Here is a 26,039-nt window from a genome sequence, read left to right as displayed (position 1 = left end):
AACATGTTCATTCACATCCGGAAGACGCCGTAGTTGACCTCGGGCAGTGGCGCGTTCGCCGCGGCGGAGAGGGCGAGACCGAGCACCGTGCGGGTGTCCGCCGGATCGATCACGCCGTCGTCCCACAATCGCGCGGTGGAATAGTACGGACTGCCCTGTTCCTCGTACTGCACGCGAATGGGATCCTTGAACGTCTCTTCGTCCGCTGTGGACCACTGTTCGCCACGGCCCTCGATCGCGTCGCGGCGCACAGTGGACAGCACGGACGCCGCCTGTTCCCCGCCCATCACGGAGATCCGCGCGTTCGGCCACATCCAGAGGAACCGCGGCGAGTACGCCCGGCCGCACATCGAATAGTTCCCGGCACCGAACGAGCCGCCGATGATCACGGTGAACTTCGGCACCCTGGCGCACGCAACGGCGGTGACCATCTTGGCGCCGTGCTTGGCGATACCGCCCGCTTCGTAGGCCTGCCCGACCATGAAGCCGGTGATGTTCTGCAGGAACACCAACGGAATCGACCGGCGGTCGCAGAGCTCGATGAAGTGCGCGCCCTTCATCGCGGATTCGGCGAACAGCACGCCGTTGTTCGCGATGATGCCGACCGGATGGCCGTGGATGTGCGCGAATCCGGTGACGAGCGTGGCCCCGTATTCCTTTTTGAATTCGGAGAACCGGCTGCCGTCCACCACCCGCGCGATCACTTCGCGCACGTCGTACGGTGTCCGCGAGTCGGTGGGCACCACGCCGTACAGCTCACGCGGATCGGCCGACGGCTCCGCGACCGGCAGCACCTCCCACGGCCGCGGGGCGCGCGGACCGAGCGTGGACACGATGTCCCGGACGATGCGCAGCGCGTGTGCGTCGTCGTCGGCCAGGTGGTCGGTGACGCCCGACTGGCGGGAGTGCACGTCGCCGCCGCCCAGCTCCTCGGCGGTGACGACCTCGCCGGTCGCCGCCTTCACCAGCGGCGGACCGCCGAGGAAGATCGTGCCCTGGTTGCGCACGATCACCGCTTCGTCGCTCATCGCCGGCACGTACGCGCCCCCTGCAGTGCATGAGCCGAGCACCGCGGCGATCTGCGGGATCCCCCGCGCGGACATGGTCGCCTGGTTGTAGAAGATGCGGCCGAAATGCTCACGATCCGGGAACACCTCGTCCTGCCGCGGCAGGAACGCGCCACCGGAGTCGACCAGGTAGATGCACGGCAAGTTGTTGTGCAGCGCGACTTCCTGCGCACGCAGGTGCTTCTTCACGGTCATCGGGTAGTACGTGCCGCCCTTGACCGTGGCGTCGTTGGCCACGATCACGCACTCCCTGCCGGAGACCCGCCCGATCCCGGCGATGATGCCCGCCGAGGGCGCCTCGTCGTCGTACAGCCCGGTCGCGGCGAGCGGCGAGAGCTCGAGGAACGGCGAACCCGGGTCGAGCAGGGTGTCCACCCGCTCGCGCGGCAGCAGCTTGCCACGCTCGACGTGCCGCGTCCGCGATTTCTCCGGCCCGCCCAGCCGCGCCGCGGCCAGCCGCTTGCGCAGGTCCTCGACGAGTTCGCCGTGCGAGGTGACGCTGCGGGTGAAGAGATCGCTGTTCGGGTCCGCGGAACTGCGCAGTACCGGCGTGTCCATGACTCCCCGTCGAGACGTTAGCGGTCGTTAACTCGCCTCTCGATGTTAGTGGTCGTTAACCTGCCTGTCCAGTCCGGCCCGGTCTCCGTGCACCCAGGCCGGAGTGCTTCGATCTCAACAGGAGGCGAAGCAGGGGCCGCCGGGCCGGGCCGGGTTCGAGTCCTCGGTCACGCCTTCATCGTCTCGGCCGGGGCAACCGGAAGTCTCAGCCGGAGACGGCGTCGGAGATCCAGGGGGCGACCGGGAGATCACGCTCCAGGCATTCCACCGACAGCCGGATGGTCCAGCGCAGCGCCTGCAGCACCAGGCTGTCGACCTCGTTCGGGGCAGCGCTGGCGAGGGCGATCTCCACCTGCTCACGGGCGGCGGAGGTGTTGCCGTGCACCTCGGCGAGCAGGGTGCGCACAGCGGTACGCACCGGCGGGTCGGCCTGGTCGATCGAGACCTCTTCGCCGTCTTCATCGAAGACCTGGACCTTGACCGGGGCAGCACCACCGTCGCCGAGGGTGGACACCATCGCACTGCACTCGCCGAAGAGCAGCAGCATGAGCGACTTCGTCTCCTCCGAACGCACGTCCGGCTCGTCGGACGAGGGAGTGACCTCCTCGAGCGCCTCGGCGTCCTCGCCGAGGCTGATGGCGACGAGCGCGCGCTGCGCCTTCTCGACGAGCCACTGCTCGTCCTCGCTCCGGTCCGGGGTCACGTGCCCATCAAACACCAGCACCGGCGCTTGTGGGGATACCCCGGATCCGGCTGCTCATCCGGCCGCGGAAAGCGCACCGAGTGCGAGCCGGCACAGCAGATCGACGAGCTCCTCATCACCGAGATGGCGGTTGTAGGGGGTTGAATTGATCAAGCCGAACACGGCGTGTGCGGCCGAGCGCGCCTGCCGCTCGCCGAGCCCCGGCACCGCGGCGCGGATCGCCTGTACCCACACCTCGACGTACTGCCGCTGCAGTGCGCGCACCTGTCTGCGGTCGCTGTCGGTGAGGTTGGCCAGGTTGCGCTCCTGCACGGTGATCAGTGCCGGATGGTCGAGTGCGAAGTCGACGTGGAACCGGACCAGCGCGGCCAGCAGCTCCGCCGGCGTGCCGCCCGCCTCGGCCCTGGCCGTGCCGCCCTCGAGCAGGTAGTGGCTGATCGAGCCGAGCATCTCCCCGAGTATCGCGTCCTTGCTGCGGAAGTGCCGGTACAGCGCGGGTCCGGAGATGCCGACCGCGGCGCCGATGTCGTCGATCCCCACACCGTGGAAGCCGTGATGGGCGAACAGTTCGGCGGCGGCGGCCATGATCTGTTCACGCCTGTTCGCCTTCTCGCCGCGCACGAGTGGGGTGGGATTCGCCGGCATCCGGCAATAGTAGGGCGGCAGGTTAGCGAACGCTCACATCCGGTGCGACTTCCTGCTTGAGCCAAGTGGAGGCACCTGGGGTTTCTGGGGTGCCGGGTGGGGATTGCACCTGGTATTGCTTTACCCCGTCAAGCTGTCACGACAGGAGTGACCCAATGGCTGCTGCCACTCGTCCACCTTCACGAAACATCCTTCGGATGTGCGCGGCCCTGGGGGTCGCTCTACTCGCTTCACTCGGCTTCGCGAACACCGCGAGCGCCGCACCGGCCAGCTACGTCGCACTCGGCGACTCCTACTCCTCCGGAGTGGGCGCCGGGAGTTACGGGGACTCGGGCAACTGCAAGCGCAGTGCGAACGCCTACGGCCAGCTGTGGGCCAACGCCCACTCCGGCACCACGTTCACCTTCCTCGCCTGCTCCGGCGCGAAGACCGGGGACGTGCTGAACCAGATCGATTCGATGCCTTCGGACGCCTCGCTGGTCACGCTGACCGTCGGCGGCAACGACGCCGGCTTCACCGACGTCATCACCACCTGCACCCTCAACGGCGACCAGGCCTGCACCGACCGGGTGAACACGGCGAAGACCTACGTACAGGACACCCTGCCGGCGTTGCTGGACAAGGTCTACGCGGCGGTCAAGTCCAAGGCGCCCGACGCGAAGCTCGTGGTGCTGTCCTACCCGCGCTTCTACACCGTGCCGGGTTCCTGCGACGTCGGGCTGAGCGACGCGAAGCGTTCCGCGATCAACTCCGGCGCAGACACGCTGGCCTCGGTCCTCTCGTCGCGGTCCGCCGCGGCGGGCGCGCAGTTCGTGGACGTCCGCTCGGACTTCGACGGCCACAACATCTGCTCGTCGGCCAGTGACTACCTGCACAGCCTGACCTACCCGGTCGACGAGTCCTACCACCCGACCGCGGCCGGACAGCGCGGCGGTTACTACACGCCGTTGACCTCCGCGATCGGCTGACTCCCACGGAAGACCGGGGGCGTCCCAGCCGAGCTGGGCGCCCCCTTTCCGGTGCCGGGGCTCAGTTCAGCAGGCCCTTCACGAGCGAGGCGAGCTGCCCGGTTTCGAGAAGGAAGGAGTCGTGCCCGTAGGGGGAGTTCACCAGCGCAGCCCCGGTCCCGGTGCCCGCGGCGATCTCCTCCGCCTGATACGGCGGGTACAGCCGGTCGCTGGACACACCGGCGACCACCGCACGCGCGGTGATCCGGCCCAGTGCGGCGGGCACCCCGCCACGGTCGCGGCCCACGTCGTGGGTGTTCATCGATTCGGTGAGCACCACGTAGGAACCCGCGTCGAATCGGCGGGCGAGCTTGTCCGCGTGGTGGTCCAGATAGGACTCGACGGCGAACCGGCCGCCACGCAGCGGGTCTTCGCCGTCCTGCGGAAGACCACCGAACCGGCGGGCCAGTTCGTCCTCGCTGCGGTAGGTCACGTGCGCAATCCGGCGCGCCACGCCAAGTCCGCGATGCGGGCCCTCGCCGGGGGCCGCCGAGTAGTAGTCGCCGCCGTGCCAGCCCGGATCGGCCTGGATCGCGTGCAGCTGCGGTGCGGCCCAGGCGATCTGCTCCGCCGAAGCCCGCGCGGTCGAGGCCACCACGAGCATCGAGGCAACCCGTTCGGGCAGCGAGACCGCCCATTCGAGGGCACGCATGCCCCCCATCGACCCTCCTGCCACCGCCGCCCAGCGTTCGATGCCGAGCGCATCGGCCAGCGCCGCCTCGACCGCGACCTGGTCGCGGACCGTCACCGACGGGAACCGGCTGCCCCACGGGCGGCCGTCCGGATCGGGGGAAGCGGGACCGGTGGAACCCTGGCAGCCACCGAGCACATTGGGCACGACGACGAACAGCGCATCGGTGTCGAAGGCCTTGCCCGGCCCGATCAGGCCGTCCCACCAGCCGGGGCTGGGGTGGGCGGGACCGGCCGGACCGGCCGCGTGGCTGTCGCCGGTGAGTGCATGCTCGATCAGCACGGCGTTGGACGCGTCCGGGGCGAGCGTGCCCCAGGTCTCGTACGCGAGGGTGTATCCGGGCAGCGAACCACCGGCCTCCAGCGCCAGTGCGCCGGGGCCGGTGAACCACTGCCTCCGCCCGGTGGGGTCCCCGGCCCGCCACGCACCGGTGGCGGGCACGGGTTCCGTACCGGGATCCGTCACAGTTCCGCCTTGGCGGCCCGGAAGCCCGCCTCCAGGTCGGCCTTGAGGTCCTCGATCCCTTCCAGCCCGACGGCGAGCCGCACCAGGCCGGGCGTGACACCGCTGGCCGCCTGCTCCTCGGGGCTGAGCTGGCTGTGCGTGGTGGACGCCGGGTGCACGATCAGGCTCCGCACGTCGCCGATGTTCACCAGCTGGCTGTGCAGTTCGGTGCCGTCGACGAACTTGCGGCCTGCGTCCACCCCGCCGCGCAGGTCGAACGACAGCACCGCGCCCGCGCCGCGCGGCAGGTACTTCTGCGCGGCCGCGTGGTACGGGCTGGAGGGCAGGCCCGCGTAGTAGACCTTCTCGACCTCGTCGCGCTGCTCCAGCCACTCGGCCAGTGCCTGGGCGTTGGAAACGTGCCGTTCCAGCCGCAGCGACAGGGTTTCGATGCCCTGCAGGATCAGGAAGCTGTTGAGCGGAGCGATCGCCGCGCCGGTGTCGCGCAGGATCTGCACCCGTGCCTTCGCGGCGTACGCGCCGGGGCCGAGCGCCTCCCAGTACTTGAGACCGTGGTAGCTCGGGTCGGCCTCGTTGAAGCCGGGGAACCGGGCCGGGTCCTTGCCGAAGTCGAAGGTGCCGCCGTCGACGAGCAGACCGGCGACGGTGGTGCCGTGGCCGCCGAGGTACTTCGTGGCCGAGTGCACGACGATGTCCGCGCCGTGCTCGATCGGGCGTACGAGGTACGGCGTGGGCACGGTGTTGTCCACGACCAGCGGGACACCCGACTCGTGCGCGGCGTCCGCGACCGCGCGGATGTCGAGCACGTTGCTGCCCGGGTTCGCCAGCGTCTCGGCGAAGAACAGCTTGGTGTTCGGCCGGACCGCGGCACGCCACTGCTCGATGTCGTCCTGGTCGTCGACGAAGCTGACCTCGATGCCGAGCTTCGGCAGCGTGTAGTGGAACAGGTTGTAGGTGCCGCCGTAGAGCGAGGGGCTGGAGACGAAGTGGTCACCGGCGTTGGCCAGGTTCAGGATCGCCGCCGTGGTCGCCGCGGAACCGGACGCGAACGCCAGTGCCGCGACCCCGCCCTCGAGCGCTGCGACGCGCTGCTCCAGCACGTCCTGCGTGGGGTTGTTGATGCGCGTGTAGATGTTGCCCGGCTCGGCGAGGCTGAACAGGTCGGCCCCGTGCTGGGTATCCCGGAAGACGTAGGAGGTGGTCTGGTAGATCGGGGTCGCGCGGGCGCCGGTGGCCGGGTCGGGCGCCGCTCCCGAGTGGATCTGCTTGGTCTCGAACGACCACGCCGAGGTCTCTTCCGGCATCGGTTTCTCCTTGTGGGTCAATGGGATCAGCCGGGATCGGCTCCGTCGGCGACGCTATCCGGGTCTGATTTGCCACCCAAATGCTCCCACGAGGTGGGAGAAAGCGTCCCTCGGACGGGTGGTGCCCGCGAGTGGCGGAACCGCCGCGGTCTTCTACCGTTCCGGGAGTACCCGGAGAGCGGAGGTCGGCGGTGGTCTCGGTGCGCAGTGTGGTGGACCGGGTCGGGCCCACGTTGCTGCACGCGCTCCAGTTGCCGTCGGACAGCCCCGCGGTCGGCGACGTGGTGATCGCCGAGGCCGGCACCAGGTCCCCGGCCACGTCCGGGATCGCGGCCGGGGACCTGGTGCTGGGCGTGGCCACGGTGGAACCGGCCGACGCCGCCCAGCTCGTCCGGATGAGCGCAGAGCAAGGCGCGGCGGCAGTGCTGCTGAAGCCGCCGCTGGCTGCAAAGCAACCGGTGCGGCGCGCGGCGAAAACGGCAGGGATCGCGTTGATCCAGGTACACGCGGCGACCTCGTGGGCCCAGCTCGTATGGCTGCTGCGCACGGTGCTCGACGCACTGGCCGACGAATCCGACGCACTCGAGGAAGGCGGCGATCCCGGCTCCGGCGACCTGTTCCGGCTCGCCGACGCCGTCGCCTCGGTGGTCGACGCCCCGGTCACCATCGAGGACACCAATTCCCGGGTGCTCGCCTACTCCGCACGCCAGGACCTCACCGACCCGGCCCGCGTGGCGACCATCATGGGCCGCCGCATCCCGGACGACGTGCTTGCCCGGTTCCGGTCCCGTGGGGTGTTCCGGGAGCTTTCGCGCGGACGGCAGACGATCTTCGTGCCTGCCCAGCGCGACGGCACGCTGCCGCGGCTGATCGTGCCCATCCGGATGGGCGGCGAATTACTGGGTTCGATGTGGGCGGTGGTGGCGGGTCCGGTACCGGAGGAACGCGCAGCGGCGTTCGCCGACTCCGCCCCGGTAGTCGCCCTGCACCTGCTGCGGCGGCGGGCGCACACCGACGCGCAGCGCCGCGCATCCGCCGAACTGCTGCGTGCCGTGCTCGAAGGCCGGGCCGCGCCGCGCCGCGCGGTCGCCGAGCTGGACCTGTCCGACGAACCGCACCGGGTCGTGGTCATCGAGGTGACCGGTGGCGACGGCCGGGACGCCGAGGGATTGCGGCTGGCCCTGCTGGAACGGATTTCGCAGGGTGTCGGCAGGCGTCCGGTCGCGACGGAGCTGGGCGGGGTGCTGTACGCCGTGGTGCCCGACCGCGCCGGCCCCGGCGGCTGGCCCGAGCTGCGCGACGCACTGCGCGCACAACCGGCGTCCCGTCGCGGTGGCGTGCCCCGCGCAGCGGCCGGCGCGCCCAGTGTCATCGCCGAGCTGGCGGCTTCCCGTGCCCAAGCCGACGAAGCGATCGGCCTGCTGCGCGCCGGATTGGCGAAGGGCCGCGTCGTGGCGTACGACGAGGCGTGGACCGCACTGGTGCTGCACCGCGCGGCCACCGGGGCGGTCGCGGCGCGGGTCGCGGACCTCGGTCCGCTGAGCGTGCTGCGCGCACACGACGAGGCGGGCAAAACCGGTTACGTCGACACGCTCTACGAATGGCTGCGCCATCCCGGCGACCCGCGCGCCGCCGCGGAACAGCTCCGCATCCACCCGAACACCTTGCGGTACCGGATGAAACGGCTCCTCGAACAGGTTCCGCTCGACCTCGACGATCCGGACGTGCGGCTCGCCCTGCTCACCCAGCTGGTGGCGCTTCGCTGGAGCTGACCGCATAGCTCAGGTCGACGGCCCGCAGCACCGTCGGCGCGAGCCGGATCCAGACCGTGCCCCGTTCGGCCGGATCGTCGTGCAGATACCGGAAAAACCTCGGGTCCCAACGGGATTCGTCGGGTCCGAGGTAACGCACGAGCTTCCGGCGTCCGCGCGGCACGTCGAACGGGCGCAGCTGCGCGGAACCACTCGCCACAACCTGGCGCACCAGCCCGGTGGCCGGATCGCAGACGTCCACGGTGAGCGCGAGCCGCGGCGACGCACGCACCCGCTCGGGCAGCCGCGACCACGGTCCACTGAGGACCCAGAATGCGCCGTCTTCCCAGAGGTACCACGTTGGCCGCACCGTCGGGCCGTCCGTCGCCACGCGCGCGGTGAGCGGACGGGCGAGAAACTCGTCGACGTCGAAGTCGCTCACGCGATCAGCAGCGTCTTGCCGATCGTGCCACGGGATTCCATGGCCGCGTGCGCGTCCGCCGCGCGTTCCAACGGGAAACGCTGGCCGATCACCGGGATGAGCTGCCCGGCGGCGGCCGCTTCGAGTGCGGCTTCGGTGAAGCCGCGCAACGCCGCGGGGTCGCCGATCGAGCGGACGAGCCGGACGCCGCGTGCCTGAGCGTCCTCTTCGGACACATCCGTCCACGAACCACTCGAGAGCCCGTAGATCGCCATCCGGCCGCCGGGGCGCAGCAGGGAGAACGCGGCGGTGCCCACCCGTCCGCCGACCCCGTCGAACACCACGTCGACCTCGCCCGCCTCCTCCGGCCAGACCGGGTCGGTGTAATCAACGGCCAGATCAGCACCGAGGTCCCTGGCCCGCGCGAGCTTCTCCGGCCCGCCGGCCGCGGCGACCACCTCGGCGCCCGCCGCCTTCGCCAGTTGCACCAGCAGGCTGCCGACGCCACCCGCGGCAGCCTCCACCAGCACCCGATCCCCCGGCGCCACCGCGGTCGCGTGGACGAGCCCGGTGGCCGTCCGGCCGTCCGCGAGCAGCGCCACCGCCGCGTCGAGGCTCAGTGCGTCGGGCACCGGGAACACCCGTGCCGCATCGACCACCACCCGCTGGGCGTATCCGCCGCGGCCACCGGTGGCGGTGACCACCCGGTGGCCGACCAGCGCCGGATCGACCTCCGCCCCGGCCCGGCTGATCACCCCGCCGACGCCGTTGCCGGGCACCATCGGCAGATCCGCCGCAAACGGACCGGACCCGGTCGCCCGGAACTGCGTCTCGACGAACGTGACGTTCGCGAAGGCCACCTCGATCAGCACCTGCCCCGGACCGGGCACCGGATCCGGCGCTTCCCCCGCCACCAGCACCCCTGGCCCGCCGAACTCCTTCAGCCACACCGCGCGCATGTACGCCCTCCGCCTCGTCTCCGCCGGCGCACAGCCAACTACCTCGAGTACGGTCGAGGTCAAGGGCACTGTTCTGCGGACACTACGAAACCGCGGCAAAACTGTGTCCGGAGCACGATGACACCGCCTTCCGGGTACATCACCGTGAGTGGCAGCACCTCGAACCACACCCGCCAGGAGGCCGCCGTGCGCATCGCCGTTCCCCGTGAAATCAAGAGGCACGAATACCGGGTCGCACTGACCCCGGCCGGAGTACACGAACTGGTGGGCCGCGGACACGACGTCTTCGTCGAAACCGAGGCAGGTGCGGGTTCGTCGATCACCGACGCGGAGTACGTGGCCGCGGGTGCGAAGGTGCTGTCCACGGCGGCGGAAACCTGGGCCGAGGGCGAACTGGTGCTGAAGGTGAAGGAACCGATCGCCGAGGAGTACCCGCATCTCCGGCGCGACCAGGTGCTGTTCACCTACCTGCACATCGCCGCGGACCGGCCGCTGACCGACGCGCTGCGGTCCGCCGGGACCACCGCGATCGCGTACGAGACGGTGCAGAAGCCGAACGGCGCACTGCCGCTGCTGGCGCCGATGTCGGAGGTGGCGGGCAGGCTGGCACCGCAGGTGGGCGCGTTCTCGCTGATGAAGCCGAGTGGCGGCCGGGGCGTGCTGCCGGGCGGCATCCCCGGCGTGCACCCGGCACGGGTCGTGGTGATCGGCGGCGGTGTGGCGGGCCTGAACGCCGCGCGGGTGGCGCTGGGGCTGGGTTCGGACGTCGAGATCCTGGACACCAACGTCGACCGGCTGCGGCAGATCGACAACGACTTCGGCGGCCGGATCCGCACAGTGACCTCGAACCGGCTGTCAGTCGAGGAAGCAGTGCTGGAAGCCGACCTGGTCGTAGGTGCGGTGCTGGTACCGGGCGCGAAGGCGCCGAAGCTGGTATCGAACGACCTCGTGTCACGCATGAAGCCAGGCAGCGTGCTGGTGGACATCGCGATCGACCAGGGCGGCTGCTTCGCGGACTCCCGTCCGACGACGCACGACGAACCGACCTACCGCGTACACGACTCGGTGTTCTACTGCGTGGCCAACATGCCCGGCGCGGTGCCGCGTACGTCGACCTACGGCCTTACGAACGTGACGCTGCCGTACGCCGTGCAGCTGGCCGACCACGGCTGGCAGGCCGCACTGCGCGCAGACCCGGCCCTGGCGTCCGGCCTGAACACGCACGCAGGCAACCTCACGAACGCCCCCGTGGGCGAGGCCCACGGCATCGCCTCAACCCCGGTCGAAACTGTACTGGCGTAAGCACATCGACCAACCGTCCCCGGACGAGAACCACGTCGCAGTTCCGAAGCGGCCCGGTTCCCGTCCGGGGACGTTGCTGCGCGCACCCGCGTTGCGAGAACGATGCGCCCGTCACCGCCCCGGGCAGGCACCGCCAACGGTCACCGGCCAGCCCAAGTCCCGCCTCGAACGTCACCATGCTGGTTCAGACCCGCACCGCAGGGGCTCCGGGGGCTCGGCCCCGGGACAACACCCGCCCCGCTTGACAACGGGAAGCGCAAAGCGCGAACAAGAGGGGCCGAAAGTGGGGCGACCCGCTCAACCAGCCTGGGGGTCACTGGGAGCGGGCCGCCGGGTACCAGCTTAGGTAATAAAGCGCCGCGGCGCCTCCCCGGGGTGGGCTTCGGTACGCCAGCAGCGGTTCACCGACTGAACGCGCAACTAGTGAACTCCCCCTGTGCACCGAACAAAACCCGTCGTCAGGCCGGGTGCGGGTGGGCACCGTCCGCGGGGCCGACAGCGGCCGGACGTGATGAAGGTCGCTCGTACGGAGCACTCGGCAAGGGTGGTCCGACCTGGGCGGGAAGGGATGAAGGGGACCGTCGCGGCTTCGGCCGGGAATAAATTGTCGGTCCTTCTCCCTAGGTTTGCTATGTGACCACCACAGCGACGCCTGCGCGTCAAGACCGTCCAGTCACCGGGACGGCGCCCCGGCCGGCCGGTTGGGTGCGCCGTCTGTCGGCTGCCTGCTGGGAGCACCGCGGCGTCGTCCTGCTGGCCATGACGGCGGCGGTCTTCAGCGTCGCGGTGCAGGCGGCGAGTCCGCTGCTGGTGCGTTCGGCGGTGGACGACGCGGTGGCCGGGCACACCGCGCAGCTCACCGGGATCGCGGTCACGCTGGTGGCGTTGCAGGTGGTGGCGTTCGGTTCGGCGTTCCTGCGCCGGTACGTCGGCGGCAGGCTCGCGCTGGACGTCCAGCACGATCTGCGCAACCGGGTGTTCAAGGCGGTTTCCCGGCTCGACGGTGGCAAGCAGGACGCATTGCGCACCGGGCAGGTGGTCTCGCGCGCGATTTCGGATCTGCAGCTGGTCACCGGGCTGCTCATGCAGGTGCCGTTGTCCGCGGGTTCGGTGATCTTCGCGGGGCTGGCACTGGGCGCGATGCTGTGGATGTCGCCGTTGCTGACGTTGATCGCGCTGATCGTCGCGCCTGCGGTCGGCATCGTGGTGACGCTGAGCAGGCGACGGCTGTTCCCGGCCACCTGGTCGGCACAGCAGCGGGCGGCCGATGTCGCGCAGCACGTGGAGGAGACCGTCACCGGGGTGCGCGTGGTGAAGGGCTTCGGGCAGGAGGGGCGCGAGGTCTCCCGGCTGGAACGCACGGCGCGGAGGCTGTTCTCGGAGCGGCTGCGTGCGGCGAAGCTGTCCGCGCTGCCCACGGCGACCACGTCGGCGTTGCCGGCGGCCGGGCAGGTCGCGGTGCTGGCGATCGGCGGCATGCTGGCGCTCAACGGGCAGATCAGCCTCGGCACGTTCCTCGCCTTCGCCACCTACCTCGCGACGTTGATCGGGCCGGCACGGCTGCTTTCCGGGCTGGTCGTGCAGGCGCAGCTGACGCGGGCCGGTGCGGAGCGGGTGTACGAGCTGATCGACGCGCAACCCGAGGTCGTCGACAGTCCGGACGCGCAGCCGTTGCCCACCGGCCCGCTCGGGGTGGAGCTGGCGGACGTGCGCTTCGGCTACACCCGCAGTGATCCGGTGCTCGACGGGCTCACGCTCACCGCGCATCCGGGCGAGACGCTTGCGCTGGTGGGCACGGCGGGGTCCGGCAAGTCCACGATCTCCATGCTGCTGCCCAGGTTCTACGACGTGCACGAGGGTTCGGTGCGAGTCGGCGGGCTCGATGTGCGCGACGTTCCGCGCAAGCAGCTGCGGCAGTCCATCGGCGTGGTTTTCGAAGAAGCGTTCCTGTTCTCCTCCTCGATCCGTGACAACATCGCCTACGGGCGGCCGGATGCCAGTGACGAGGAGGTCTTCGCCGCGGCCCGTGCCGCAGAGGCCGACGGGTTCATCCGCGCGCTCCCCGACGGCTACGCCACCGAGGTGGGCGAGCGCGGGCTCACGCTGTCCGGCGGGCAACGGCAGCGGCTCGGCCTCGCCAGGGCGCTGCTCACCGATCCCCGGGTGCTGATCCTGGACGACGCCACGTCCGCGATCGACACCGTCACCGAGGCCGCGATCCACGAAACACTGCGCGCGGTCACCGCGCGGCGCACCACCTTGCTCGTCGCGCACCGCCGTTCCACGCTCCAGCTGGCCGACCGGATCGCCGTGCTCGACCAGGGCCGGGTGGTCGACGTCGGCACCGAAGAGGAGCTGCAGGCGCGCTGCGCGCTGTTCGGTGAGCTGGTCGCCGGTCCCGGCGACGACGCCGAGCGGCCGCACCGCCACGGCGACCTGGTGCCCGGCGCGGACGGCCGTACGCCCGCGCTGTGGCCGGATTCGGGCGAGCGCGACGAGGTCGACGCGCTCGTCGAAGCAGCACAGACGCGGGGTGGCAGTCCCGGCGGTGGTTCGGGGTTCGCCGGCGCGGGTGCCGACGTGCCACCAACCCCGGAACTGCTGGCGGGCGTGCGCAAGCTGCCGCCCGCCACGGACCGGCCCCGGCTGTCCGATGTGGACGTGACGGCACCCGATCCGGGGTTCCGGCTGTCCCGGCTGCTGCGGCCGGTGCGCGGGCCGCTGATCGCGGTGATCGCGCTGGTCGCAGCCGATGCGCTGGCCTCGCTCGCGCTGCCCGCGCTGTACCAGCGAGGGGTCGACCACGGCGTGCTGCCGGGGGTGCCGAGCGTGGTGTGGACGCTGGCCGCGGTCGGCGCGCTGGTCGTCGCGGCCGACTGGTTCGTGGTACGCGGGCAGACCCGGCTCACCGCGCGGGTCGGCGAGACCGTTCTCTACTCGCTGCGCGTACGCAGCTACGCCCACCTGCAGCGGCTCGGTCTGGACTACTACGAGCGCGAGCTTTCCGGGAAGATCATGACCCGGATGACCACGGACGTCGACGCGTTGTCCACGTTCCTGCAGACCGGTCTCGCCACCGCCGTGGTGAGCGCGCTGACGCTGGTGGGCATCGCGGTCGCGTTGCTGGTCACCGATGTCGCGCTGGCCGGGTACGCGCTCGCCATGCTGCCCATCCTGCTCGTCGCCACGCTGGTGTTTCGCCGGGTCGCTTCGCGCGCCTACCGCGAGGCGCGCGAGAAGGTGAGCGTGGTCAACGCCGACATGCAGGAGAACGTCAGCGGGCTTCGGGTCGCCCAGGCGTACACGCGCGAAGAGCGGTCCGCCGCGGCGTTCGCAACGCGCAGCGACGAGTACCGGCGCTCACGGTTGCGTGCCCAGCGATACATCGCGACGTACTTCCCGCTGGTGTCACTGCTTTCGGACCTGGCGACCACGACGGTGCTGGTGGTCGGGGCACATCGCGTCGCGGGCGGCACCCTCGAGGCCGGTGTGCTGCTCGGGTTCCTGCTTTACCTGCAACAGTTCTTCTCGCCGATCCAGCAGCTGTCGTCGGTGTTCGACGGGTACCAGCAGGCACGCGTCGGGCTGAGCCGGATCGGGGAGCTGCTGCGCACCCCCACGTCGGTACCTGCCGCGCAGCAGCCGGTCGCACTGCCCGCGCACCTGTCCGGGGAGGTGCGGTTCAAGGACGTCGGGTTCTCCTACGCCGGCGCCGGGCTGCCCGCGCTGGAACATCTGACGCTCGACGTGTCGCCGGGCGAGACGGTCGCGCTGGTCGGCGCGACCGGCGCGGGCAAGTCCACCGCGGTCAAACTGGTCGCGAGGTACTACGACAGCACCGACGGCGCGGTGCTGATCGACGGCGTCGACGTCCGCGAGTACGACCTGCCGGGGCTGCGAGCGCGGATGGGGGTCGTGCCGCAGGAGGCGCACCTGTTCGCGGGCACGGTGGCCGACAACGTCCGCTACGGCCGTCCGGAGGCCACCGACGCCGAGGTGGAGGAAGCCGTCCGGTCGGTCGGTGCGCTGGAGGGCGTGGCCGCGCTGCGATCCGGATTCCACCAGCCGGTGGGCGAACGCGGCCGGTCCCTGTCGGCGGGGCAACGACAACTGGTCGCGCTGGCGCGGGCGGAACTGGTCGACCCGGACGTCCTGCTGCTCGACGAGGCCACCGCCGCACTGGACCCGGCGACGGAGGCCGCGGTGCTCCGCGCAACCGAACGCCTTGCCCGCCGCCGCACCACCTTCGTGGTCGCCCACCGCCTGGCGACCGCGGCGAAGGCCGACCGGATCGTGGTGCTCGACCACGGCCGGATCGCCGAACAGGGCACCCACGAAGAACTCCTCGAGGCAAACGGCCACTACGCCCGGCTGTGGGCACTGGGCTGACCGTCCCGAGCCGATCCGGTCAACGCCGGCGGCGGCGGGCCGGGGTCAGCCGCGTACGGGAGTTCGCGCCAGCGCAGTTCACCCCAGCCGGCGGCGGTCACGTCGGCGGGGTCTGCCCAGCGGGTCGTGCCGGGGCGGACGTGGGTGTCCGGGCCGATGGACCAGTCCGGGGCGGCGGGCTCGACGTGGTCGAACTCCTCGATACCGGCCGGGGTGCGCCACACCGCCGTGCAGGAATCGCACATCAGCACGAGTTCGCCGTCCTCGGTGACCAACGGCCGGATCAGGCCCTGGTCCCAGAACGACGGACATTCGACCAGCCACATCGCACGCACCACCCGTCGGCCGCTCGCGGCGCACAGCCGGTGTGGGCCGCATCCTCCCGGCAGTGCACCCGGCCGGCGTGAACGGGTGCCGCACGTCCGGCCAACCCGGCACCAACGTTGCCCGAAGAGGCCGTGTCCGGGCCCGGCCGCGCCCGGCCTGCGAACACTTGATCGAGTCAGTGATCGATCCCCTAGTGCGCCACGCCTCACACAAGGCAGTTCCATCACACGGCAGTCACAGAGGGGGTTAGCCTGGTAGGCGCATTAGCACAGACAAGATCGAGACGGATAGAGGCGAGCCCAAGCCGTGTCCAGCAGCAGCCCTGCGTCACAGTTCGGCCCCAACGAGTGGCTGGTCGAGGAAATGTACGACCAGTTCCTTGCGGACCCCTCCTCAGTCGATGCCGCATGGCACGACTTCTTCGCGGACTACAAGCCGACGCAGGCGGCGCAGGCGAAGGCCGACTCCGCCCGGCAAAACGCGCCCACCGACGCCACGAGCAGCGAAAACGGTCACGTCACCGAGCCGTCGGCGCAGGCGGTCCGCAACGCGCAGTCGACCGCGAAGCAGACCACGCCGGCACCGGCCGCCCCGAAGGCCACGCCGGCACCGGCGAAGCCGGCCGCCAAGGCCGAGACCGCGAAGCCGGCCGGCACCGCGCCGGCCAAGACCGCGAGCGCGGCACCGGCCAAGGCGGACACCGCGAAGAGCAGCGCGGCCAAGAAGGACACCGCACCGGCGGCGAAGGAAGAGCCGGAGTCGAAGCAGCTGCGAGGCGCCGCAGCGGCGATCGCGAAGAACATGGACGCGTCGTTGTCCGTGCCCACCGCGACCAGTGTCCGCGCGGTCCCGGCGAAGCTGATGGCGGACAACCGCATCGTCATCAACAACCACCTCAAGCGCACCCGTGGCGGCAAGATCTCCTTCACCCACCTCATCGGCTACGCCATGGTGCGGGCGCTGAAGGACTTCCCGAACATGAACCGGCACTACCAGCTGGTCGACGGGAAGCCGTTCGCGGTCACCCCGGAGCACGTGAACTTCGGCCTCGCCATCGACATGAAGGGCAAGGACGGCGGCCGCACCCTCGTGGTGGCCTCGGTCAAGGCCGTCGAGGACCTGACCTTCATGCAGTTCTGGCAGGCCTACGAGGACATCATCAAGAAGGCCCGCACCAACAAGCTCACCGCGGACGACTTCTCCGGCACCACCATCTCGCTGACCAACCCCGGCGGCATCGGCACCAACCACTCGGTGCCGCGGCTGCAGGCAGGCCAGGGCGCGATCATCGGTGTCGGCGCGATGCAGTACCCGGCCGCGTTCGAGGGCACCAGCGAGAAGACGCTGATCGACCTCGCGGTCAGCAAGATCATGACGCTGACCTCGACCTATGACCACCGCATCATCCAGGGCGCGGAGTCCGGCGAGTACCTCAAGCGGATCCACGAACTCCTGCTCGGCGAGGACGGCTTCTACGACGACGTCTTCACCAGCCTGCGGCTGCCGTACGAGCCGATCCGCTGGGTCGCCGACCTGCCGGACGGCCCGGTCGACAAGACCGCGCGCGTGATCGAGCTGATCGAGGCGTTCCGCATGCGCGGGCACCTGATGGCCGACACCGATCCGCTGAACTACCGCCAGCGCAGCCACCACGACCTCGACGTGCTCTCGCACAGCCTCACCCTGTGGGACCTCGACCGCGAGTTCCCGGTCGGCGGTTTCGCCGGCCAGGAGCGGATGAAGCTGCGCGACATCCTCGGCGTGCTGCGCAACTCCTACTGCCGCACGGTCGGCATCGAATACACGCACATCCTCGACCCCGAGGAACGGCGCTGGATCCAGGAGCGGGTCGAGATCCCGCACGAGAAGCCGGACCCCGCGGTGCAGAAGTACGTGCTCTCCAAGCTCAACGCGGCCGAGGCGTTCGAGACCTTCCTGCAGACCAAGTACGTCGGCCAGAAGCGGTTCTCCCTCGAAGGCGGTGAGACCGCGATCCCGCTGCTGGACACGCTGCTGGACAAGGCGGCCGAGCACGAGCTGGACGAGGTCGTCATCGGCATGCCGCACCGTGGCCGGCTCAACGTGCTGGCCAACATCGTCGGCAAGCCGATCAGCCAGATCTTCCAGGAGTTCGAGGGCAATCTCGACCCCGGCCAGGCACACGGCTCCGGCGACGTGAAGTACCACCTCGGCGCCGAGGGCAAGTACTTCCGGATGTTCGGCGACGGTGAGACCAAGGTGTCGCTCACCGCGAACCCGTCGCATCTGGAGACCGTCGACCCGGTGCTCGAGGGCATCGTCCGCGCGAAGCAGGACATCCTCGACAAGGGCGGCGAGGGCTACACCGTGCTGCCGGTGCTGATGCACGGCGACGCGGCCTTCGCCGGACAGGGCGTGGTCGCCGAGACGCTGAACCTCGCGCTGCTGCGCGGGTACCGCACCGGCGGCACCGTGCACGTGATCGTGAACAACCAGGTCGGCTTCACCACCGCGCCGGAGCACTCGCGCTCCAGCCAGTACGCCACCGACGTGGCGAAGATGATCGGCTCGCCGATCTTCCACGTCAACGGCGACGACCCGGAGGCCGCGCACTGGGTGGCCAAGCTGGCCGTGGAGTACCGCCAGGCGTTCCACAAGGACGTGGTGATCGACCTGATCTGCTACCGCCGCCGCGGGCACAACGAGGGCGACGACCCGTCGATGACGCAGCCGGCAATGTACGACATCATCGACACCAAGCGCTCGGTCCGGAAGGGCTACACCGAATCGCTGATCGGCCGCGGCGACATCTCCGTGGAAGAGGCCGAGGCCGCGCTGCGCGACTTCTCCAGCCAGCTCGAACACGTCTTCAACGAGGTGCGCGAACTGGAGAAGCACCCGGCGAAGGCGAGCCCCTCGGTGGAGGAAGAGCAGCAGATCCCGGCCAAGGTCACCACCGCGGTCTCGCAGGACGTCGTCGAGCACATCGGCAACGCCTTCGTGGACCTGCCCGAGGGCTTCACCCCGCACCCGCGGGTCAAGCCGGTGATGGAACGCCGGCACAAGATGTCCCGGGAAGGCGGCATCGACTGGGCGTTCGGCGAGCTGCTCGCGTTCGGATCGCTGGCGCTGGAAGGCCGCCTCGTGCGGCTGTCCGGCCAGGACTCCCGGCGCGGCACCTTCACCCAGCGCCACTCGGTCTACATCGACCGCCGCACCGGACAGGAGTACTCACCGCTGCAGCACCTGGCCGAAGACCAGGGCCGCGTGATGATCTACGACTCCGCACTGTCGGAGTACGCCGCGGTCGGCTTCGAGTACGGCTACTCCGTGGCCAACTCGGAATCGCTGGTCATGTGGGAGGCGCAGTTCGGCGACTTCGTCAACGGCGCGCAAAGCGTCATCGACGAGTACATCTCCTCCGGTGAGGCCAAATGGGGCCAGCGCTCGGACGTGGTGCTGCTGCTGCCGCACGGCCACGAAGGTCAGGGCCCGGACCACACCTCCGGCCGTATCGAGCGCTTCCTCTCGCTGTGCGCGGAAGCCTCGATGACCGTGGCGGTGCCGTCCACCCCGGCGAACTACTTCCACCTGCTGCGCCGGCACGCCCTGGACGGCATCCAGCGTCCGCTGATCGTCTTCACGCCGAAGTCGATGCTGCGGAACAAGGCGGCCACCTCGGACGTCGCGGACTTCACCGGGCAGAGCCGGTTCCTGTCGGTCATCGACGACCCCGCCGTCGACCCGGCCAAGGTTCGCAAGGTGCTGCTGACCTCGGGCAAGCTGTACTGGGAACTGCTGGCCGAGCAGACCAGGCGCGAGGCGAACGACGTCGCGATCGTGCGGATCGAGCAGTACTACCCGCTGCCCAAGAAGAAGCTGCTGGCCGCGCTCGATCGCTACCCGAACGCGCAGCAGGTCGCCTGGGTCCAGGAAGAGCCGGAAAACCAGGGTGCCTGGCCGTTCTTCGGGCTCAACCTGCCGCGCAAGTTCCCGGAGGTCTTCGCCGGTCTCGAGGTCGTGGCGCGCCGCCCGATGGCCGCCCCGTCGGCCGGTTCGTCCAAGGTGCACGAGGTGGAGCAGAAGGCGCTGATCGCGAAGGCGTTCGACTGAGCACCGGGTAACCGAAGGCAGAGGCCGCCACGGGTTCGCCCGCGGCGGCCTCCGCCGTTTCCGGGCATTGCCAAGTGTCGGATGGCTTCAGTTCCGGGTGGTGTCGCTGCCCGACGGCGCCACTTCGAGACGGCGCCGATGCACAGTAGGGCTCAGCCTGGTTCGACCCGGAACACCGCGATGCGCTCCGCGGCCGCCACGACAGCGTCTGCGGTCGGTGCGGCCGTCATCCCGACGGTCACGTAGCGGTCGGCCACGTCGGGCGGACACGTCAGGATCATCTCGCGCAGGATCGGCCGTCGTTGTTCGATTGGCAGCTCGACGAGCCGGACCTCGCTCGACCGGCGCCCGCGCGCCAGCGTGCCGCCGCCCGCGGCCCGCGCGTTGGCCACCCAGTCGGCCTTCGGGAAGACCTGGATCAGGTACTGCGTCCCGCCGAGGTGGACGAGCTCGATCGGGAACGTCCGCGGCTTGCCGCTGTGCCGTCCGGTGACGGTCAGCATCCGCATCTCGCCGAACACGATGCCGACCCGTTGCAACCCGGCGAGCACCTGGTTCAGCAGGTTGATCCTGCGCCGGTAGCCGGCTGCCTCGGTGCGCATGGCGAGGTTCCTAGCCCGCAACCCTCGCGGGCGCTTCGCGGGAATCTCGTTTTCCTCGTCGCGGGGACTGCGCGAGACTGGCGTTCATGCTGATCCGCCAAGCCGACGATGCCGACGCACCCGCGATCCACGCGCTGCACACCGCCGCCTTCCGTCCGCACAATCCGGACGTGTCCGGTGAGCTCCCGGAAGCCCGGCTCGTCGACGAGCTGCGCGGCGACGGGGACCTGATTCCGGCGCTGTCGCTGGTCGCGGTCCGGGCCGGGCAGATCGTCGGACACTCCTGCGCCAGCCCCGCCCGGCTCGGCGACGACCCGGAGTCCGCGATCGGCTTCGGCCCGCTGGGCGTGCTACCCGACCGGCAACGCTCCGGCGTCGGCTCGGCACTGGTACACGCGACGGTCGGCGCTGCCAACGCACTCGGCAAGTCACTGGTGGTCCTGCTCGGCAACCCGGCGTACTACTCCCGTTTCGGCTTCGTGCTGGCCGGCACGCTGGGCATCACACCACCGGTACCGGACTGGGCACCGCACTTCCAGGCTCTCCCGCTGGCCGCCTACACCCAGCGCAACCGCGGCGAATTCCGCTACTCCCCGGCGTTCGACCGGCTCTAGCGGCACCCGGCCGTCCGGTCGGTATGCCGGCCCGGCCGGCAGTTCGGTCGCCCGAAACCAACCGACGTGCGCCAGGCTGTCAGCTGCTGCATGGTCGGGTACGAACGGCGGGCCCCGGGCCCGGTCGCCGCGAACGCGCCCACTTCGGAGGCAAGTCCGGCTGCCTCGGCGAGATCAAGACCGATCGAAAGGCCGTAGCCGATCGCGCCGGCGAACGCATCGCCACTGCCGGTGGTGTCGACGGCCCTTACCGGCACCGCGGAAATACGGGTGTACTCGCCGGATTCGAAGAGAACGGATCCACGGGATCCCAGTGTCACGATGGCGCGGCGGATGCCCCTTCGCCGGAGGGTGGCCGCGGTCTCCGCCCAGGAACCCGTGAGATCCGGGGTTGCGGTGCCGGACAGCAACCGAGTCAGCTCGTGATGATTGACGATGACCACGAAACAGTCACGAAGGAGGTCCTCGGTCACCGGTCGGTAGGGCGAAAGATTGAGCACCACTTTCGCGCCGTTCGCCGCGGCCCGGCGAGCGCAGGCGGCGACCGTTTCGGCGGAGATCTCCAGAGCGAGGAGAACGACCTCCGCCTCCGCAACCGCAGCGTCGACCTCGTCGGTCGCGGTCAGCCTCGCATTGGCACCTTGCACGACGACGATGGCGTTCTCACCGGCGTCGTCGACGCTGATGAAGGCCGAACCGGTCGGTTCGTCCTGACACACGAGCACCCGGTCCGAGGCGATCCCGAGGTCCCGGAGGTCGTCCTTGACCGCACGCGCCGGGCCGTCGGCGCCGACCATCGCGACGAACTCCACGTCGCCGCCGAGCAGACGTGCGGCAGCAGCCTGGTTGAAGGACTTTCCGCCCACGCTGGTGTGCACGGACCCGGCCAGGACGGTTTCTCCCGGCTGCGGAATCGCCGGAACGCGCAGGTAATGATCGAGGTTCACCGAACCGATGCCGGCAATTCGACCGGTGCTCAACGGGTACTCGCATTCTGGGGAACCGTCGCCTCTGCGGAAACGGGGCGGGGGATCGTGAACGACATAGCAAAAGCGCAGGCAAGGAACACCGCGCTGCCGATCGCGGCGGCGACATACCCGGCGGCGGGTGCCGAGGGAGAGGGCGCCGCGGTGGCTTGAACCGCGTAGATGACCAGGAAGCTGAGACCGGCGCCGACGTTGAACGCCCCGGTGTTCAGCCCGGGGAGGGAGCCCGGCCGGTCGTGCGGGCTGAGCACGATCCCGAGCCCGTTGAGCATGATGTTCGCCATGCCGGCGTAGGTGACCCCGACCCAGACGGCGGCGACGAACAGGAACGCCGTGGAGTTGCCGTGCACGCCGAAGGCCAGCGCAAGCATTCCCGCGGCAGCGCCGGCGAGGCCCAGCCGCAGCATGCTCTTGTAACCGAAGCCGGCAGCGAGCCGTCCGGCGATCGGTCCCATCAGCAATCCGGCGACCGCGTAGGGCGTCAGGACGAGCGCCGAGACCGCTTCGGCGTCGAGGCGGAAACCGAGCGCGCCGTCCTGCGCGAGGGCGGGCAGAATGCCGTTCATCATGGCGAAAACGCCGCCAAGAGTCAGTGCGGTCGTGCTGACCAGCGCCCAGGTGGAGCGTTCTCGAAGCTGGGCGATCGGGACCAAGGGAGCCCGGTGGCGTCCCCCGACGATCCAGAACACCGCGAAGGCCACGGCTGCGAGCACGGCAGTTCCGGTGGCGATGAACCAGTTCGCGTTGCCGAGCTTGCCCATCTCGTTGACGGCGATCAGAGCCGCACCGACGGCGACGACGAGCAGAACCGTTCCGCCGACGTCCAGGCGCCGCCGGTCGGCACCGAAGGACTCCGGGGTCAGCAAACCGACCAGGACCGCCGCGACGACGGCGACCGCGGCCATGGTCCAGAAGATCGAGTGAAACCCGTGCTGGGTGACGAGATAGCCACCGAGCAGTGCGTCGAATCCGGCGATCCCGCCGTTGACCGCGGTCACCACTCCCATGAGCGTCCCGTACTTCTTCGGCTCAGGTACCTCGACGCGCACCATCACCAGCGCGATCGGGATCACCGGCCCGGATGCACCCTGGATGATCCGGCCGGCGAAGAGCATCTCTACGTCGGTCGAGAGCGCGGCGAGCACACACCCCACGGCCATCAGCACCAGCGCGCCGCAGAGCACCCGACGCCGTCCGGCGATGTCCGCCAGCCGGGGGAGGAAAAGCGCGAACATGGCAGCGGCGGTGAAGAACGCGGTTTGCGTATTCGCCACGGCACCGGCACTGACGTTCAATTGATGCTGAATTGACACGAGGGCGGGGCTGAGCATACTTGCGTTCAACTGGAAAGCCAGACATGCGGAAAGCAGTGCCACCATCAGTGTCGTGACCGAAGATCTGGACCGAGTTTGGCTCACGGACATCGTTTCCAGCCTCTCTGGTTGGTTCTGCAATGTGCTAGACTTATCCGACGTGGTCTCGGAATTGACGGTGGGGTAATGGCGGTTTCACTTCGGGATGTTGCCGACGCCGCGGGCGTCTCGATTGCAACCGCATCGCGGGCGCTCGGCGGAAAGGGCCGGGTGTCGGAAGCATCGATGCGGCTCGTCCGGGAGACCGCGGATCGTCTCGGCTACCGGGTGAACACCCTGGGCAAGGCCCTGCGTGAAGGTTCGGACGGCGTTGTCGGAATCGTCGTTCCCATGGTCAGCAATCCGTTCTACGCATCCCTTGTCCACGAGTTCGAGGACCAGCTTTCCCGACGTAACCTGAAATTGCTCATCGCGGACTCGCACGGTGAACTCGACCGCGAGGTGGAACGCCTCGAAGCGCTGGCCAGCCGGAGAGTCCGGGGCATATTCGTGGTCCCGGCGTACTTCGACCGCTCGCGGCCCACCATTACGAAGATCGCCCGGCAGCTGCCACTGGTGCAGGTCGACCGCCGGGTCAAGGACGATTCGACGCTGACCTTCGTCGGCGTGGACAACGCGGATGGGATCGGGCAGGTACTGCGGCACGTTTTCGAACAAGGTGCCAAAACCGTCGTATTCGTCGGCGCGGACAACCGGACCTCGGTCGGCCGGGAGCGCAAAAAGGCGTTCACGACGGGCGTGGAAGAACTCGGCCTCGTGGCGCAGCGGCCGATCATCGACCGGTACCTGTTCGAGTTCGGCCTTTCGGCGGCGAACCAGTTGATGCGCCGCGCCGAACTGCCGGACGCGGTGATCGCGGGCGACGATCTCATCGCCACCGGCCTCCTTTCCGGGTTCGTCCGGCGGGAGATGTCGGTTCCCGGAGATGTGCTGATCACCGGTTTCGACGGCACGATCCTCGCCGACATCTGCAATCCGACCCTCACCACGGTGCAGCAGCCGATGGCGAAGATCGCCGAAGTCGCAGTCGCCCAGCTGATGCAGCAGATCGACGATGCCGGCGAGACCGGATCGCACGTGCGGCTTCGCACGACGCTGCGCGAGGGCGGTTCGACGGCACGCCTGCCCACGAGAACGGTTCCCCGCAGCACTACTTGAGAGCTGCGACGGCCTCGCGGATCAACTGCCAGAATTTGGGCACATCCAACGTGATCGCGATGTCCGCATTCGGTTCCTTGCCGAGCATGTCGTGCAGGTCGACCGCGGTGGCCCCGGCAGTGAACTCGCCCTTGGTCTCGACATCGACGTGGCTGCGCTGAACGGTGGCAACGGCCCGGTCGATCGCGATCGCCACCGTGATCGGGTCGTGTAACGGCCCCTCCGGCATCCCTTCGACCGCTTCGTAGGTGCTGCAGAAGAAGCGGAGCAGTTCGACCCCGAACGCACTCGTTTCGTTCCCGATCGCCCCGATCGACTCGAGCACTTCCTTCGTGATCAGTGCCTGGTGCGAGATGTTCAGCCCGACCATCGTGACGGGAAGTCCGGACCCGAACACGAGATCGGCCGCCTCCGGGTCCACCCAGGCGTTGAACTCGGGATAGGCACCCACGTTCCCACGACCCGTCGAGCCGCCCATCCAGATGATTTCCTTGATCTTCCCGCGAAGATCGGCTCGCTGCTGCAGCAGCATCGCGATGTTGGTGAGCGGCCCCGTCGGGATCAGGGTGACCGGCTCCGCCGCGTTCTCGAGGATGTCCGAGATCAGTTCGATCGCACTGCGCTCGTCCAGCGGAACCGTGGGCGTCGGCAGCTCCGGACCGCCGAGCGCGTTGGCACCGTGGATCCAGGTCGCCGGAGTGAGCTCGCGGCGCAGCGGCCGGTCGGCCCCGGCGGCGATGGGCACGCCCGTCACGCCGGCCACGGTGAGCGCGACCCGCGCGTTGTTCGTCGTGTGCTCCAGGCGGCCGTTCCCGCCGACCGTCGTGACGCCGAGCAGGTCGATCGCCGGCGTCCCGGCAGCGAGCCAGAGGGCGAAGACGTCGTCGTGCCCGGGATCGCAGTCGATGATGACCGGAGTAGCCATGGCGCTCCTTTGCGAGTGTGTAAACGTTTCCATCCTGGTGTGGAAACGATTACACTCACCGGGTGGACCTGTCAAGAGCTGTGCCGGACACTCCGGCCGGGACGGCAAGCACGCTGACTCGCGTAGTGGCGACCGACCGGTGCCCGATCCGGCCGGCTACCGAGGTCGCCTGGTCAGGGGGTACCTGGTTGTTCTCCCCGCTGAGGTTGGGTTTGCCACCGAGTGCAGTGTGGCCGAGATGGTGCTGGCAGGTGGGCAACCACGTCGGGTCGACATGCGCGGTTTCCCTGCTCCTCTCGAGCAGGAATCCCCGGCAGGCCAGCCGGAAACGGTCATCCACGGCATTGTGCAGACAGCCGTAGCCCGATCTTGGGCTCGGCGCCCACCACCGTGGTCAGTACACCTAAGGCGTGTCTGGCAAAGGTTTCTGCTGGCGGTTGAGATGCTGCCGGGTGTGTCGCGGTTTCAGTTGCTGTCAGACGATCGGTGGACCTTGATCGAAGACCTGCCGCCGGTCCGCACCGGTAAACAAGGCCGACCGTTCTCCGATGCCCGATCGATGGTCGAAGGGACCATCTACCGGTATCGATGCGGGATCGCCTGACGGGACGTGCCGGCGGTATTCGGTCCGTGGCAGACGATCTGGACCTGGCACCGGCGGATGGCCGGCGACGGAACCGGGGACACCGTGCTGCAACGC

Annotated in this window: 19 protein-coding genes; 7 read left to right on the top strand and 12 right to left on the bottom strand. The window is 69.5% G+C overall.

The features are described from left to right. Positions 1 to 11: 11 nt before the first annotated feature. From ABD793_RS32385 to ABD793_RS32375, 3 genes are all read right to left on the bottom strand, one after another. Complete coding sequence (locus tag ABD793_RS32385) at positions 12 to 1,625, bottom strand: carboxyl transferase domain-containing protein (protein WP_344866976.1); 1,614 nt, start codon at positions 1,623 to 1,625, stop codon at positions 12 to 14. A gap of 205 nt (positions 1,626 to 1,830) precedes the next feature. Continuing rightward, positions 1,831 to 2,328, bottom strand: a complete 498-nt coding sequence (locus ABD793_RS32380) for a hypothetical protein (RefSeq protein WP_344866974.1) — start codon at positions 2,326 to 2,328, stop codon at positions 1,831 to 1,833. 54 nt (positions 2,329 to 2,382) lie between these two features. Beyond that, on the bottom strand, positions 2,383 to 2,973 hold the full coding sequence (locus tag ABD793_RS32375; protein ID WP_344866972.1) for an SACE_7040 family transcriptional regulator: 591 nt from the start codon (positions 2,971 to 2,973) through the stop codon (positions 2,383 to 2,385). A gap of 197 nt (positions 2,974 to 3,170) precedes the next feature. Here ABD793_RS32375 and ABD793_RS32370 point away from each other — a divergent pair, with 197 nt between their 5' ends. Then, the gene (locus ABD793_RS32370) at positions 3,171 to 3,941 is read left to right on the top strand and encodes an SGNH/GDSL hydrolase family protein (RefSeq protein WP_344866970.1); all 771 of its coding nucleotides are present in this window, start codon (positions 3,171 to 3,173) and stop codon (positions 3,939 to 3,941) included. 61 nt (positions 3,942 to 4,002) lie between these two features. On the opposite strand, the gene metX is transcribed toward ABD793_RS32370, so the two are convergent. Then, on the bottom strand, positions 4,003 to 5,136 hold the full coding sequence (gene metX, locus ABD793_RS32365) for a homoserine O-acetyltransferase MetX (RefSeq protein WP_344866968.1): 1,134 nt from the start codon (positions 5,134 to 5,136) through the stop codon (positions 4,003 to 4,005). Continuing rightward, positions 5,133 to 6,440 carry a bifunctional o-acetylhomoserine/o-acetylserine sulfhydrylase gene (locus ABD793_RS32360; protein WP_344866966.1) on the bottom strand — a complete coding sequence of 436 codons (1,308 nt, stop codon included), beginning with the start codon at positions 6,438 to 6,440 and terminating at the stop codon, positions 5,133 to 5,135. Before ABD793_RS32360 ends, metX begins: the two co-directional genes overlap by 4 nt. 191 nt (positions 6,441 to 6,631) lie before the next feature. On the opposite strand from ABD793_RS32360, the gene ABD793_RS32355 reads away from it, so the two are divergent. Beyond that, a complete protein-coding gene (locus tag ABD793_RS32355) occupies positions 6,632 to 8,212 on the top strand; it encodes a PucR family transcriptional regulator (protein WP_344866964.1) in 1,581 nt (526 codons plus the stop codon). Here the strand turns inward: ABD793_RS32355 and ABD793_RS32350 are convergent. Continuing rightward, a complete protein-coding gene (locus ABD793_RS32350) occupies positions 8,181 to 8,633 on the bottom strand; it encodes a pyridoxamine 5'-phosphate oxidase family protein (protein ID WP_344866962.1) in 453 nt (150 codons plus the stop codon). The two genes, ABD793_RS32355 and ABD793_RS32350, sit on opposite strands and share 32 nt — an antisense overlap. Next, a complete protein-coding gene (locus ABD793_RS32345; protein ID WP_344866960.1) occupies positions 8,630 to 9,571 on the bottom strand; it encodes a zinc-binding dehydrogenase in 942 nt (313 codons plus the stop codon). Before ABD793_RS32345 ends, ABD793_RS32350 begins: the two co-directional genes overlap by 4 nt. Positions 9,572 to 9,757: 186 nt before the next feature. Between ABD793_RS32345 and ald the strand changes: the two genes are divergently transcribed. After that, positions 9,758 to 10,873, top strand: a complete 1,116-nt coding sequence (ald, locus tag ABD793_RS32340; RefSeq protein WP_344867217.1) for an alanine dehydrogenase — start codon at positions 9,758 to 9,760, stop codon at positions 10,871 to 10,873. Between the two features lie 759 nt (positions 10,874 to 11,632). Beyond that, complete coding sequence (locus tag ABD793_RS32335) at positions 11,633 to 15,262, top strand: ABC transporter ATP-binding protein (protein ID WP_344866958.1); 3,630 nt, start codon at positions 11,633 to 11,635, stop codon at positions 15,260 to 15,262. Here the strand turns inward: ABD793_RS32335 and ABD793_RS32330 are convergent. Beyond that, positions 15,235 to 15,588 (bottom strand): hypothetical protein, encoded by a 354-nt coding sequence (locus ABD793_RS32330; RefSeq protein ID WP_344866956.1) that lies wholly within the window; start codon positions 15,586 to 15,588, stop codon positions 15,235 to 15,237. The genes ABD793_RS32335 and ABD793_RS32330 overlap by 28 nt on opposite strands. Before the next feature lie 307 nt (positions 15,589 to 15,895). On the opposite strand from ABD793_RS32330, the gene ABD793_RS32325 reads away from it, so the two are divergent. Next, on the top strand, positions 15,896 to 19,681 hold the full coding sequence (locus tag ABD793_RS32325) for a multifunctional oxoglutarate decarboxylase/oxoglutarate dehydrogenase thiamine pyrophosphate-binding subunit/dihydrolipoyllysine-residue succinyltransferase subunit (RefSeq protein ID WP_344866954.1): 3,786 nt from the start codon (positions 15,896 to 15,898) through the stop codon (positions 19,679 to 19,681). Positions 19,682 to 19,833: 152 nt separating this feature from the next. Here the strand turns inward: ABD793_RS32325 and ABD793_RS32320 are convergent, their stop codons facing one another. Next, on the bottom strand, positions 19,834 to 20,283 hold the full coding sequence (locus tag ABD793_RS32320; protein WP_344866952.1) for a nitroreductase/quinone reductase family protein: 450 nt from the start codon (positions 20,281 to 20,283) through the stop codon (positions 19,834 to 19,836). Between the two features lie 86 nt (positions 20,284 to 20,369). Between ABD793_RS32320 and ABD793_RS32315 the strand changes: the two genes are divergently transcribed. Then, positions 20,370 to 20,897, top strand: a complete 528-nt coding sequence (locus tag ABD793_RS32315) for a GNAT family N-acetyltransferase (RefSeq protein WP_344866950.1) — start codon at positions 20,370 to 20,372, stop codon at positions 20,895 to 20,897. Here the strand turns inward: ABD793_RS32315 and ABD793_RS32310 are convergent. Together ABD793_RS32310 and ABD793_RS32305 are read right to left on the bottom strand one after the other, a co-directional pair. After that, positions 20,894 to 21,877 (bottom strand): ribokinase, encoded by a 984-nt coding sequence (locus ABD793_RS32310; RefSeq protein ID WP_344866948.1) that lies wholly within the window; start codon positions 21,875 to 21,877, stop codon positions 20,894 to 20,896. The two genes, ABD793_RS32315 and ABD793_RS32310, sit on opposite strands and share 4 nt — an antisense overlap. Continuing rightward, entirely contained in the window at positions 21,874 to 23,262 is a 1,389-nt protein-coding gene (locus ABD793_RS32305) for an MFS transporter (RefSeq protein WP_344866946.1), read from the bottom strand. The genes ABD793_RS32310 and ABD793_RS32305 overlap by 4 nt, the downstream gene beginning before the upstream one ends. Positions 23,263 to 23,325: 63 nt before the next feature. Between ABD793_RS32305 and ABD793_RS32300 the strand changes: the two genes are divergently transcribed. Further along, a complete protein-coding gene (locus tag ABD793_RS32300; RefSeq protein WP_344866944.1) occupies positions 23,326 to 24,414 on the top strand; it encodes a LacI family DNA-binding transcriptional regulator in 1,089 nt (362 codons plus the stop codon). Here the strand turns inward: ABD793_RS32300 and ABD793_RS32295 are convergent. Beyond that, positions 24,407 to 25,339 (bottom strand): nucleoside hydrolase, encoded by a 933-nt coding sequence (locus tag ABD793_RS32295; RefSeq protein ID WP_344866943.1) that lies wholly within the window; start codon positions 25,337 to 25,339, stop codon positions 24,407 to 24,409. The two genes, ABD793_RS32300 and ABD793_RS32295, sit on opposite strands and share 8 nt — an antisense overlap. Positions 25,340 to 26,039: the final 700 nt, after the last annotated feature.

It is taken from the genome of Amycolatopsis ultiminotia, assembly GCF_039536925.1.
Taxonomy (GTDB): domain Bacteria; phylum Actinomycetota; class Actinomycetes; order Mycobacteriales; family Pseudonocardiaceae; genus Amycolatopsis; species Amycolatopsis ultiminotia.
The sequence above is the reverse complement of the archived record's forward strand: the minus strand, read 5'-3'. Positions and strand labels throughout refer to the sequence as shown.

Coding starts and splice junctions, on each gene's coding strand:
- ABD793_RS32315 (WP_344866950.1), top strand. CDS start 20,370: ATGCTGATCCGCCAAGCCGACGATGCCGACGCACCCGCGATCCACGCG.
- ABD793_RS32370 (WP_344866970.1), top strand. CDS start 3,171: ATGTGCGCGGCCCTGGGGGTCGCTCTACTCGCTTCACTCGGCTTCGCG.
- ABD793_RS32375 (WP_344866972.1), bottom strand. CDS start 2,973: ATGCCGGCGAATCCCACCCCACTCGTGCGCGGCGAGAAGGCGAACAGG.
- ABD793_RS32330 (WP_344866956.1), bottom strand. CDS start 15,588: ATGTGGCTGGTCGAATGTCCGTCGTTCTGGGACCAGGGCCTGATCCGG.
- ABD793_RS32295 (WP_344866943.1), bottom strand. CDS start 25,339: ATGGCTACTCCGGTCATCATCGACTGCGATCCCGGGCACGACGACGTC.
- ABD793_RS32385 (WP_344866976.1), bottom strand. CDS start 1,625: ATGGACACGCCGGTACTGCGCAGTTCCGCGGACCCGAACAGCGATCTC.
- ABD793_RS32335 (WP_344866958.1), top strand. CDS start 11,633: ATGACGGCGGCGGTCTTCAGCGTCGCGGTGCAGGCGGCGAGTCCGCTG.
- ABD793_RS32360 (WP_344866966.1), bottom strand. CDS start 6,440: ATGCCGGAAGAGACCTCGGCGTGGTCGTTCGAGACCAAGCAGATCCAC.
- ABD793_RS32305 (WP_344866946.1), bottom strand. CDS start 23,262: ATGGTGGCACTGCTTTCCGCATGTCTGGCTTTCCAGTTGAACGCAAGT.
- ABD793_RS32320 (WP_344866952.1), bottom strand. CDS start 20,283: ATGCGCACCGAGGCAGCCGGCTACCGGCGCAGGATCAACCTGCTGAAC.
- ABD793_RS32345 (WP_344866960.1), bottom strand. CDS start 9,571: ATGCGCGCGGTGTGGCTGAAGGAGTTCGGCGGGCCAGGGGTGCTGGTG.